9 protein-coding genes and 1 pseudogene are annotated in these 13176 nt (G+C 32.3%); 8 read left to right on the forward strand and 2 right to left on the reverse strand.

The features are described 5' to 3' along the window. Positions 1-203: 203 nt before the first annotated feature. The 4 genes from Z054_RS0106835 (at position 204) to Z054_RS0106850 (ending at position 4380) form a co-directional block, all read left to right on the forward strand. Positions 204-689 carry a SixA phosphatase family protein gene (locus Z054_RS0106835; protein WP_024769337.1) on the forward strand — a complete coding sequence of 162 codons (486 nt, stop codon included), beginning with the start codon at positions 204-206 and terminating at the stop codon, positions 687-689. After that, positions 689-2794, forward strand: coding sequence for a polyphosphate kinase 1 (gene ppk1 / locus Z054_RS0106840; RefSeq protein ID WP_035090801.1), 2106 nt, complete (start codon positions 689-691; stop codon positions 2792-2794). Before Z054_RS0106835 ends, ppk1 begins: the two co-directional genes overlap by 1 nt. Before the next feature lie 5 nt (positions 2795-2799). Then, entirely contained in the window at positions 2800-3699 is a 900-nt protein-coding gene (locus tag Z054_RS0106845; protein WP_024769339.1) for a Ppx/GppA phosphatase family protein, read from the forward strand. Positions 3700-3819: 120 nt separating this feature from the next. After that, complete coding sequence (locus Z054_RS0106850; protein ID WP_024769340.1) at positions 3820-4380, forward strand: porin family protein; 561 nt, start codon at positions 3820-3822, stop codon at positions 4378-4380. 18 nt (positions 4381-4398) lie between these two features. Here Z054_RS0106850 and Z054_RS0106855 read toward each other — a convergent pair whose 3' ends face one another. Further along, positions 4399-5052, reverse strand: a complete 654-nt coding sequence (locus Z054_RS0106855) for a Crp/Fnr family transcriptional regulator (protein ID WP_024769341.1) — start codon at positions 5050-5052, stop codon at positions 4399-4401. A gap of 364 nt (positions 5053-5416) precedes the next feature. On the opposite strand from Z054_RS0106855, the gene Z054_RS32300 reads away from it, so the two are divergent. The 3 genes from Z054_RS32300 (at position 5417) to Z054_RS29950 (ending at position 10119) form a co-directional block, all read left to right on the forward strand. Continuing rightward, positions 5417-8437 carry an amino acid adenylation domain-containing protein gene (locus tag Z054_RS32300; RefSeq protein WP_024769342.1) on the forward strand — a complete coding sequence of 1007 codons (3021 nt, stop codon included), beginning with the start codon at positions 5417-5419 and terminating at the stop codon, positions 8435-8437. Positions 8438-8565: 128 nt separating this feature from the next. Beyond that, positions 8566-9357 (forward strand): enoyl-CoA hydratase, encoded by a 792-nt coding sequence (locus Z054_RS0106865; RefSeq protein WP_024769343.1) that lies wholly within the window; start codon positions 8566-8568, stop codon positions 9355-9357. 30 nt (positions 9358-9387) lie between these two features. Next, positions 9388-10119 carry a DUF6733 family protein gene (locus Z054_RS29950; protein ID WP_024769344.1) on the forward strand — a complete coding sequence of 244 codons (732 nt, stop codon included), beginning with the start codon at positions 9388-9390 and terminating at the stop codon, positions 10117-10119. Positions 10120-10265: 146 nt separating this feature from the next. Here the strand turns inward: Z054_RS29950 and miaE are convergent. Next, positions 10266-10525: pseudogene (miaE, locus tag Z054_RS27980) on the reverse strand (tRNA isopentenyl-2-thiomethyl-A-37 hydroxylase MiaE); the annotation flags it as partial. 798 nt (positions 10526-11323) lie between these two features. On the opposite strand from miaE, the gene Z054_RS0106880 reads away from it, so the two are divergent. Then, on the forward strand, positions 11324-13176 hold a 1853-nt coding region (locus tag Z054_RS0106880), incomplete at its 3' end, for a M12 family metallo-peptidase (protein ID WP_161635248.1).

Consider the following 13176-nt stretch of genomic DNA (forward strand, 5'->3'; position numbering starts at 1 on the left):
TGTTCATTTTCATTATTTTAGCCGTTTTACATATTATTTTTACATTAATTATTTGATATGTATAAGTGGCATAAATATGAAAATTGATCTTACCTATAACTATATAAAAAATGATTTTTTATATTCTTATATTAAGATTTGTAAAAACGAATCCTTAAACTTGTATTAAATAACTTCATTTTTGCTAAAATAGTATCAGATTCATGAAAACTTTATATATAATAAGACACGCAAAATCTTCTTGGGAGTTTGATGTGTCAGACGATAAAAGACCTCTTAATAGTAGAGGTGTAAGAGATGCTGGATTGGTAGGTGAACATCTGAAAACATTGGTAAGACCGATTGATAAAATTTTATGTAGCCCAGCCAAAAGAGCGTATAGTACTGCAGAAATTATCGTAAGCCATTTAGATGTTTCTGAAAGCATATTTTCTTTAGAACCAAATCTTTATGATTTTGAAGGAAGTCAAGTTATTGATGTGATAAAAAATTGCCAGGACGATATTAATACTTTAATGATATTTGGGCATAATCATGCTTTTACTTCAATCGCTAATCTTTATGGAGATCAACATATAGATAATTTACCGACAGCGGGAGTAGTTGCTATAGAATTTGAAGTAGATACATGGCAAAATATTTCTGTAGGAAAAAACTTATTAACGATTTTTCCTAAATCTTTGCGATAATGACAGAAAACATTAAAAATCAATATGTTAATAGGGAATTAAGTTGGCTTCAATTTAATGCAAGAGTATTACAAGAAGCAGCAGATGATACAGTTCCATTGTTAGAAAGGTTACGTTTTATAGGGATATTTTCTAATAATCTGGATGAGTTTTTTAAAGTAAGATATGCTACCATTAAACGAATTGACCAAGCAGGAAAAGATGGAAAGAATGTACTTAAAGGCACTACAGCAAACGAGCTATTAGAAAAGATTACAAATATAGTTATCAAGCAACAGGCAGAAAGCCTTAAAACTATTGATAACATTAAATATGAACTTGAAAATCATAATATTTTTATTATAGATGAAAATCAAGTTACACCGGATCAAGATGCTTTTATTCGCAATTATTTTGTAAGTAAAGTTAGCCCTGCTTTAGTTACCTATATACTTAATGATCTAGAAAAGTTTCCACATTTAAAAGATAGTGTAGCTTATTTAGCAGTAAAACTCGTTCTTAAGGATAAAATTCCTAAAGAAGGACGAATCTCCAAAATATTACAACAAACGACCAAAGAAAAAATATATGCACTGATCGAGATACCAAAAAATACAGATCGATTTGTTGTACTTCCCGAAAAAGAAGGAAAACAATTTATTATCATTCTAGATGATTTGATCCGATATTGTATGCATATTAACTTTAGTATTTTTGATTATGTACGGGCATCAGCTCATATGATTAAAATTACACGTGATGCACAGTTGGATTTTGATAATGATCTAAGTAAAAGTTTTATTCAAAAAATATCAAGTAGTGTGAGGTCTCGTCGTGACGGAGAACCAGTTCGATTTGTCTATGATAAAACGATAGAAAGAGATACTCTTGATTTTTTAATGGAAAAAATGGGAGTTGATAATACCGATAGTATTATTCCCGGAGGAAGGTACCATAATCGTAGAGATTATATGAATTTTCCGGACTTGGGTGATGCCAATTTGGTATATCAACCAATTAAACCCTTAGCGATACCAGGTCTTGTTTTACAAGGAAGCTTATTAAATAAGATTGCTAAAAAAGATTTCCTGCAATACACACCTTACCATACTTTTTCATATACGGTAAAATTTTTACGAGAATCTGCAATTGATCCAAAAGTAAAAAGTATTAAAATTACTATATATAGATTGGCAAATATATCTCACATTGCCAGCTCTCTCATAAATGCAGCCAAAAATGGTAAAAGCGTTACTGTACAAATAGAATTACAAGCTCGTTTTGATGAAGCCGCAAATATTCGTTATGCAGAGCAAATGCAAAGAGAAGGAATACATTTGATTTTTGGAGTTACTGGGCTTAAAGTACACTGTAAAGCATGTATAATTGAACGAGAGGAAAAAGGAAAACTTAAAAGGTATGGTTTTATAAGTACAGGTAATTTTAATGAATCTACAGCAAAAATCTATACCGATTATACCTTATTTACCACCAATGAATCTATTTTAAAAGAAACGAATAGAGTTTTTAAATTCTTTGAAATAAATTATAAAATAAACCGCTACAAGCACTTGTTAGTTTCTCCGCATTATACAAGATCATCTCTGGTGAAATTGATAGAAAAAGAGATTAGAAACGTAAAAGAAGGTAAGCCAGCAGGAATTAAACTGAAATTGAATAGCTTGAGTGATTATGATATGATAGATAAGCTATATGAAGCCAGTAGAGCAGGAGTGAAAATAGATCTAATTATTAGAGGTATTTGTTGTTTAATCCCTGGTATCCCGGGAATGAGTGAAAATATAAGAGCAATAAGTGTAATAGATAAATTTTTAGAACATACTCGATTGTACATATTTCAAAATGGTGGAGATCCCAAAGTGTACATATCATCAGCAGATTGGATGACGCGTAATTTAGATAGAAGAGTAGAGGTTTCTTGCCCTATCTATGATGAAGATATCAAATTAGAATTAATGGATACTTTTGATATTTGCTGGAAAGATAATGTTAAAGCCAGAAGACTTTCTAAAGAGCAAGATAATGTGTACATTAAAAACGATAATGAGAAAGTAAGATCACAAAAGGCAACATACGACTATTATTTAAAAAAACTTGGAAATTAATTATTTTGTTAACTATAGAAAAATATGGAGCCATCGATATAGGTTCCAATGCGGTACGATTATTAATAAGTAGTATTCACGAAGAGAAAGGAAAAACTACTAGATTTAAAAAAACAAGCCTCGTTAGGGTACCAATCCGATTAGGAGAAGATGTTTTTAAGTCCGGACGTGTTTCTTCGGAAAATATTACTAGAATGATAGATGCCATGCAGGCATATCAATTATTAATGAAAACGCATAAAGTGATTAGATATAAAGCCTGTGCAACATCTGCTATGCGCGAAGCTGAGAATGGAGAAGAAGTAGCACGCCTTATAAAAGAGAAAACAGGTATTCAAATAGATATTATAGATGGTAAAGATGAAGCTGCTATAATTGCCATGACAGATCTACACGAATTGATAAATACAGATGCAACATATTTATACGTAGATGTAGGAGGAGGTAGTACAGAATTTACATTATACCATAATGGAAATACTATTATATCCCGATCTTTTAAATTAGGAACTGTAAGACTTCTTAATAATTTGGTTTCTGATAAAGTTTGGAAAGATGTAGAAGATTGGATTAAAGAAAGTACTAGAGGCTATGGTAAAGTTTCATTAATTGGATCTGGAGGAAATATTAATAATATCTTTAAAAATAGTGGCAAAAGAATGGGGAAACCACTATCTTTTTTATATCTAAGTTCTTATTATAAATTGCTTAATTCTTTAACTTATGAAGAAAGAATATGGCAACTTAATTTAAATCAGGATAGAGCAGATGTGATTACTCCAGCAACTCGAATATATCTTTCGGCGATGAAATGGAGCAGTTCCAGAGAAATCTTTGTTCCAAAAATTGGTCTATCTGACGGAATTATAAAATCATTGTATAATGAAAAACTAAATAATCGGTGAAATTCATAAGTAGTACATTTTATCGATTTTTAAAGAGTAATAATCTTCATTGAGCCCCGAAAAGTCAATAAAAATCCATTATTTTGCGTTAAATTGAACCGTAATCTAATATCTTGTACTATGAAAAAAACAGTACTATTCACTGTGATTTTATTAATATTTGTTGCTTTAAAATCTCAATCTCAGGAGATTACATATGGAGTAAGACTTGGAGCCAATCTAAGTTCTATTAGTTCTGATGATATTCCTGAAAATCTTAAAGATAGCAGATTTGGTATAATAGCAGGTTTCTTAGCAGAAGTCCCTATTAACCAAAAATGGAGTATTCAGCCAGAGTTTCAGTACTCTTCTTTGGGTAATGATGATGAATCCCTAAGAATAGACTATCTTCAATTACCAATATTACTTAAATATAATTTTTCAGAATTGTTTAATGTTCATATCGGCCCTCAGGTAGGACTTAAGATATGGGAATGGGAAGATAACTCAACAGTCGAAACAAATTTTAATACATTTAATCTATCTGCTGTTGCAGGTATTGGTGTACGTATTACAGAGAATTTCTTTGCTGATTTACGATATGGTTTTGGTGTGTCTAATGTTATAGATGATGAAGATATTCCTGGAGGAGCAAAGGGAAGTAATAGGAATATTCAACTTTCTTTTGGTTACAAAATATAATATATAGGATAAAACACACTATGTATTGTATTGCTTATAATTATCAAAGAAGGACTTCTTTATAATAATACTTTTGTTGCTATATTCTAGCAAAAGATTACTATTCAGTTTATTAATGATTTTGTTGGTCGTCACCCTGGAAACCCTGATATAGTTTGATAGCTCATTTTGGTTAAGGGGAGAATGTATAATAATTTCTTCCGAATTGTAAGGACATCCAAATTTCTCTTTAAATTCAAAAAGTACTTTTATTAACCGTAATTCTGCGGATTGAATTTGAAGCGTTTTTATTCTATTTTCATACTCCTGATATTCCTTACCTAGTATTGATAAAAAGTCTTTATAAAGGTCAGGATTTTTTTTTATAGCCTTTTGTATGATGTTTTTGTCAAATTCATACACTTTTGTTTCTTCACTAAGAGATTCATAAATACAATATGAACAAAAATCTATAAAAATTGAACTTGCCCCAAAAACTTGGTTTTTTGTCAATATAATAAGAACTACCTCTTCTCCTTGGTCAGTAAAACAACCAATTTTCATAACTCCATTCTTAATAAGATAGATCTTTTTAGAGCATGCCCCTGTACTTTTTATAACCTCATTTTGATAATAAATGTTACAATTGTATTGATCGTTTTTTACTAGAATGTTTAATAATTCAAAGCACATAGGGGTTATTTTTACAAATTGAATTATTTTCTGACGTTCATTAAATAAATGTTAAAAAATCGAATTGTTAACAGATATTTAAGTTTTTTATTGTGACTTATACGCATTCTTTTTACGCTAAAAATGTAATACCATATCAATCATAACTAAAATAAAAATGATTAAGTGTTAGAATTTTTATATCAATAATTTCGATGCGTTTCTAATTTCGGTGCAACAAATATTAACTCTTAATTTGCACAAACTCATGAAGCGCACAAACTCAACGTGTAGAGGTATACATCATCTCTATAAAAATAGTATTCCTAGAAGACTATATCAGATAATTTCATTTAGTAGATTAAACTAGAAAGGTATTTTTGTTATGGAAACTACAGTTTCTCATGCTACTTCTGAAGCAGAAGTACGTGACACTTTTGGGTATATACCCATAGTACCAGGCGATACTTTTATAAAATCTACAATAGCAAATTTATCATTACCAGATCAATATCTTTTTCAAAGATTTGGTCAGGGGCCAATAACCAGAGTTCCATATAGATGCATACATCATGCATTTGAAGCCCATGCCAAGGTAAGTCCTAACGCCATTGCTGCTAGTCATTTAGATAAAATAATCACATATAAAGAATTAAATTATCAAGCAAATTTACTGGCTTTAGAACTTATAAAAAATGGAGTTCAAAAAGGCGATAATGTTGGGTTGTTCGTCCAACGATCAATACCAATGTTAGTAGGGATATTAGCCATATTAAAAGCAGGGGGAGCTTATGTTCCTCAACATATTGGATTAGCCAAAGATGAGCAACTAAGGTATGTTATCAAATCGGCAAGTATAAATTTAATACTCACTTTATCAGAATTTGAAGATTTAGTACCAGTAGTAGATGATAGTACGCTTATCGTGATAGACGATTTTTTGAAATCAAATACGAATAGCAGTGAAGAAATAGTATTACCACGTATACCTGTTACCGAAAATGATATTTGCTATATAATTTTTACATCAGGAACAACCGGAGAACCCAACGGAGTACAGGTTAGCCATGGAAATACGTGCAATATACTCCTCACATCACCTGGTAATTTGGGAATGAGACCCGGGCTAAAAGTAGGGCAAATTTTAAGTATTGCTTTTGATATGTCTGTATGGGAAATTTTGGGGAGCCTGGCAAATGGAGCTACTTTGGTTATACGGGGAAAAAACATTCAAGAAACGGTAAGTGAGGTAGATGTAGTGATTTCTACACCAACGATTCTTAGTTCCTTGGATGTTACACGTTGTCAGAATGTTCGTGTGGCCATAGTTGCAGGAGAACCTTGCCCAAGGGTTTTGGCAGAAAACTGGTCTTCATTTTGCGCCTTTCATAATTCTTGTGGACCCACCGAAATTACAATTATCAATACCGTAAAGCGGTTTTTTCCAACAGATGAATTACTTACCATAGGAAAACCTACACCTAATAATACAGTATATGTTTTAGATGAAAACCTAAAACCTTGTGGCATAGGTGAAGCCGGAGAAATGTGGGCTGGAGGTCTTTGTGTAACTCATGGATATATCAATAATCCAGAATTAACAAATGAAAGATATGTGGATGACCCATTTCTTGGTCAAGGTAAAAAAATGTTTAGAACACGAGACTTAGGAAGATGGACTTTGGATGGTGAATTAGAACATTTAGGAAGAACCGATGATCAGGTAAAAATATGTGGCTTTAGAGTAGAATTAGATTCTGTATCCTCTATTATAGAAAAAATGCCAGATAGTAAAAGAGCAGCTACCTTAAAAATAGATAATAGAACATTAATATCCTTTGTAAGCCCAGAGGATATTGATCAGGAAAAAGTTAAAAAACAAGTAGAAGAAGTACTGCCATATTACTGTGTTCCGGCAATAGTGGTTACTATGCCAGAACTTCCAATGACAGATCGTGGTAAAATCGATAAAAAAAAATTAATGAATTTGATCCCTCTGAAAGAAGAACAAGAAGAAAAAGCAACAAACATAAAAATAGATCAAAAATCTACAGGGAATGAAGAAATTCCCAATTTAGAAATGGTACAGCTACCTCCTCAGAAAAAATCATTTAGCAGGATATGGAAAGGAGAAAAGCTAATGCACTATTATCGCTTATTTGCACTGCTTTTAATAGCAAATATAGGGGTCATGATTTATGGGATAACAGAAGGGAATTGGTGGTCTCAGCAAGAAATGCGCTTAGATATTATATCGAAGATTACACTAATTAATTTTACAATAGGAATCCTTATCAGGCAACAATATATTATTAATTTCCTGTTTTGGGTAGCTACCAGTATTCCTACCAGTTGGCCTTTGTCAATAAGAAGAAGAGCCGGGAAAATATATCATTTTGGAGGAATTCATATTGGAGGAACTATAAGCGGAACCCTTTGGTTTATAGTATTTATGGGATCCTTGTATTATGATTTCTTTAATCCCCAAAATGAAACTTCTAAGGATATTATGTTGTTATGGGTAACCACTATGCTTACAGGGATTTTGGTTTTTATGATTATTATGGCTCTACCAAAATTAAGAGCAAAATTTCATAATAGTTTTGAAAAAACTCATCGATTTGGTGGATGGACAGCACTAGTGCTATTTTGGATACAAACGATACTTATATTAAGTAATAATGGTTCAGAACAACCCTTTTTAAGTAATTTATTCAATTCTTTTAGTTTTTGGGCATTAGCATTAATAACGACCAGTATAGTATTACCATGGCTAAGATTAAAAAAAGTAGAAGTAGATATTACAAGACCATCAAATCATGTTATTCTTGCAAGATTCAATTATGGAGAAACTCCTTTTGCCGGTTCCTCTACAGCAATTAGTAGAGATCCTTTAATGGAGTGGCATTCTTTTGCAAATGTACCAGAGCCTGGTAGAGATGGATTTCGATTAACCATCTCTAGAGCTGGGGATTGGACAGGTGATCTTATTGATGATATGCCAAAACACTTGTGGGTTAAGGGAATCACTACTGCAGGAGTAGGAAATGTTGATAAGCTATTCAAAAAAGTCATTTGGGTAGCGACAGGTAGCGGTATTGGCCCCTGTTTACCTCACCTTTTTTCTCAGGAAACTCCCGCTCGTTTAATATGGGCAACACGAAACCCAAGAAAAACATATGGAGATGAATTGGTAGAAGAAATTCTCGAATCACAACCAGAAGCTATCATATGGGATACAGATGCCCATGGAAAACCCGATATGGTGAAACTTGCATACAAAGCATATAAAGATTTTGATGCAGAAGCAGTAATATGTATTTCTAATAAAAAACTTACCTGGAAAGTAGTCTACGGAATGGAAAGTAGAGGAATACCTGCATATGGCGCAATTTGGGATTCTTAAACTTAAATACGTACTAACACAAACTCAACTTTTTTATACAACAACATATAGCAGAAACTAACAATTTTAATACAGACGTCTAAAAAAAATAGACAGTCTATAGGAGATGCTATGTAAAAATTAAAACTATGAATATAAAAATCGAACAAAGAAAACGGGTAGTGATTATAACCTTAAATCGCCCAAAAGCATTAAATGCACTAAATAGTGCATTGATGCTGGAAATGGTTTCTGTTATGCAGAAATTAGATAAAGACCCAAGTGTGGGGTGTTTTGTAATCACAGGATCTAAAAAAGCGTTTGCCGCAGGAGCAGATATAAAAGAAATGGAAAATAAATCCTATATGGATATGTTTCATGAAAATTATTTTGCTGCCTGGGAAGCTTTTACAGCAATTAGAACCCCTAAAATAGCAGCTGTATCTGGGTATGCTTTAGGTGGGGGATGTGAATTAGCTATGATGTGTGATATCATCTACGCATCTAATACAGCAAAATTTGGTCAACCAGAAATAAAACTGGGAGTGATTCCAGGAATTGGTGGGACCCAACGCTTAACAAAAATGGTAGGAAAAACAAAAGCTATGGATTTGATTCTTACCGGACGTTTAATGAATGCAGAAGAAGCAGAACGATCAGGTCTGGTGTCTCGCATAATACCAGTAGAAACCCTACTAGAGGAATCTGTAGAAGCAGCAGCAATTATTGCTTCTTATAGTAAGACAACAGCTATGGTTGCCAGAGAAACTATAGATAGAGCTATGGAGTTAAGTCTTCGCGAAGGGGTACTCTATGAAAGAAGAGCCTTTCATGCACTATTCGCTACAGAACATCAAAAAGAAGGTATGCAGGCTTTTGTAGAAAAAAGAAAACCTGATTTTTCTATACCTAATAAAAAACAGACCATTCAAGCTCACTAATCATTAAACACATATTAAAGAAACTAAATCATGAAAAAATTCATAATATTATTAATTGCAATAAGTTTTCAGTATTCAACAATACAGGGACAAGAAGAAAAAAAGAAAAAAGCAACATTAGCTGTAAAAGTGATCCAAAATAGTGTTGCAGGGTTTTCGACCTTATTTTTAGGAGGTTTTGAAACGAATAAAAATTTTGACATCACTTTTTATAGTATGTTCTGGACAAACCCTTCCTTTGGAAACCTGCAATCTGGTAGTGATCAATTATTAGAAACAGGTATTGGATTAGGATTTAAACTAATGGACGGAAATCTATTTCTTAATCCTGGTATAGGTTTTGGTCATGGAAAATTCTTTTCAGATGTTGCTGGGACTAAGATAGGAGAGGCCGTAATACCCAATACTTTTGTGGCTTACCATGATTCTATTTTTGATATAGAAGCTTACTTTGCTTATTATAAATCATTAAGAGATAAAGAAGATATTTCTACAAGGGATTTACTCCTTTTTTGGGCAGCACCCGGAATTAATGTAAGTGATCGTTTAGTACTAGGTGGGTTTTTTGAAGAATTAGCCTTTATGAATCTGGAAAATGATGATGTTAATAAAAATATACAGGTATATCGTTATTTAGGAGGTTCTGTAAAACTAAAACTTGATAGTGGTATGGCATTTAGATTTTCTGCCGGTGCTAACTTGGTTACAGATGTAGGTGCATCAGACGAATTTTATAAAGTATCTGCTTTTATACCATTTTAAGAGGATAAGTGTTAATCCATATATCAATTTATGTGATAATGGTTAAAAATCCGTTTTCACAGTTCAGATTGTTATATTATCTTTACTTGTGATGTAATGAATAAAGCTATCGAGAGATAGCTTTATTCTATTTTCATCCATTTTTCTTATCCGTGAATTGCCTCTTTATTCCCTCGATATTTCATTATTTCTGCTTCAAAAATTAGCAACTCTTGCCATTTTTGTCAACTTCTTTGCGATTTCCATATTGGCGAGCAAAATTTATAAACATGGTATAATGATTAGCTTCACTTACCATCAGGCTTCTATAAAAATCAGCTAATTCTGGATCTTCTAATTCTTCAGAAAGTAATTTAAAACGCTCACAACTTCTAGCTTCAATCAAAGCAGCATATAATAAGCGATATGTTTCAAAATATTAAAATTTAGAGATAAATATTTTGAACATAGTAAAGGTAAGCGAAGTAGCAAATTAGTAGAAAAAATCAAGCCAAAGAGAGCTCTAAAACAGGTCTTACGAAGTCTTTGGCTTGAATGAAGCTAAAAAAAGTTAGTGATTTGATTTTAAGTTATTTGTGTTGACTTAAAACATGAATTAAGATGTCTTATTACATGTTTTGGGACATGTGTTAATTGATTATACTTATTTTTTTTATCAATTTAGCAGCAACTTTAACTAAACAAACTTGACAAAAATGTTACTATTACAATCCACAAGGCTTTTAGCAGTATTCACTGTTAGAATAACTGCTATTTAGTTATTTCCCAATAATCAGTGCAAAATTACCTCAATCTGAGAACTCATTCATTCAATTACTATTATTGGATATGATTTTTCTAACAGTGAGATATAAATAGTCTCGTAAATTATTCTTCAATAATTCTATGATCACTTCTTTTGCATTTAAACTAAATTTTTCAACCAATACAAATTACTATTAAAACTCTTAAAGTTTTAATGTGTAGCATCATTTGTTATTACTTTTTTGATCTCTTATCAAAATGAGTAAATAGAAAATGAAGCTTCTAATTTAGATAAACTCTACTTATGTTAAATAATTAGTGTGTTATTTTAGAATTTAACACATTAATATAGTACATCTACTTTATAGTTTTATTAGAACTAATTAATATAAAATTTTTAGAGTTAATGGTTTGGGGTCAGCCATTATCAATTAAATATTCAAATCTTAAAATCAAAAAAATGAAACGTATATTAACAATCGCAATTGCTCTTTTTACAATAATGAGCTTTGCGCAAACTCAACCACAAAAGGCTAGTGATCTAGTATCTCAACAAAAAAAATCTGGTTCTGATTTTGAAAAAATTCAACTTTTCAAAATAATAGATAAACAAAAAAATAACCTAAAACTTCCTAAAGGACTTCATGATTATGTGTTGTTTTCATTAGATCAAAACAAGATGAAATCTTTGCAAGGGAGTTACCCAAATACTATGAATTTAAGTATTCCAGGGCAGAAATCAGCAATGTCAGTTGATCTTGTAAAAGTGAATATTAAAACAGACGATTTTTCAGCTTTAGGTACTTCGAATAAGGTATTGCCTTCTTCTGGTATAGCACATTATAGAGGTGTGGTAAACGGACAGTCTAATTCTTTAGTAGCTCTTAGTTTTTATAAAGATAATGTATCTGGTTTTATTAGCCCGAATGGTCAAGGGAGTATAGTATTGGGTGCTTTAAGTAATAGCAAGAACCATATTATCTATAAGGACAAGGAACTTAGTTATATAAATGATTTTTCTTGCCATGTAGAGGACAATATGGAAAAAGGATACACTCTTGAAGAATTGTCTTATAATCCACAGAGTAAATCAGCAGCAAAGTGTGTAAAAATGTTCTTCGATATAGCCGCAGATATTATTAGGGATAAAGGAGGAGAACAACAGGCTACTAATTATATGGAAACTTTATTTAATCAGGTGGCTGCCCTGTATGCCAATGATCAGATAACGCTCAAATTATCTGGTACCAAAGCTTGGAGTTCTAATGAACCATTTCAGAATTCTAATCTTGATAGCTATGGTAGATATAGGAGAAATAATGGTCTTAATGGAGCAGATTTAGCACATCTGGTTAATTATTCATATAATGGAGGATTAGCTGCGTCTATCGCAGATTTGTGTGGTTCTAAGAACTATGCAGTTTCTGGTATTAAAGGTAGTTTTAGTAATGTACCTACTTATTCTTTTGATGTATTTTTAGTATCTCATGAAACAGGACATCTTGTAGGATCACGGCATACGCATGCATGTGTATGGAATGGTAATAATACCGCAATAGATGGTTGTGCTGGTCGTGTAGAAGGAAATTGCTCGCTGCCAGGAAACCCAGCTGGAGGAGGAACTATTATGAGCTATTGTCCACAAACTAGTGTTGGTGTGGATTTTAGCCTAGGGTTCGGCTCTCAACCTGCTAATGTGATCCGTAATCATATTTCGAGATCGAGTTGTATACAGACTTGTGGTGGTACCGGATGTAATACAGGAGATGCAGTATCTGTTACATTTACCAATAATACAGATTGTACTTTAGAGTATTTCCAGAACAATTCTTTACAGGGATCTGCCAATGCAGGAGGCTCGTATAATGCAAATACTACTATAGGAAGTGCATGGCAAGCCAAAAAAGCTTCGGGAGATGTAGTAGATAACTTTACAATTGCTTGTGGCCAAACAACCTATAACTCTTCAGGAAATTGTAGTAGTGGTGGTGGTAACTGTGATGGTGTAGCACCATATTCTCCTAATGTTCAATATTCTTTTGGTGACCGTGTAACCTATAACGGATCTCTGTATGAATATACTCCTAATGGATGGAATAACTTAGGTTCTTGTGGTGGAGCATTTTCTGCTTTCAAAGGAGATGGACCAGCAGGAGGATTACAATTTAAAGCATTCCCTAATCCAGCAAAAAATATTTTAAATCTGGAAATTAATAATGTGAAATCCGCTTCTTCTCAAATCAGTATCAAGGATATAAACGGAAGAACATTAGAGATGATAGATCTTAAAACACCTCCGGGAGGAAATGTAGT

This window comes from Aquimarina macrocephali JAMB N27, assembly GCF_000520995.1.
GTDB classification, from domain to species: domain Bacteria; phylum Bacteroidota; class Bacteroidia; order Flavobacteriales; family Flavobacteriaceae; genus Aquimarina; species Aquimarina macrocephali.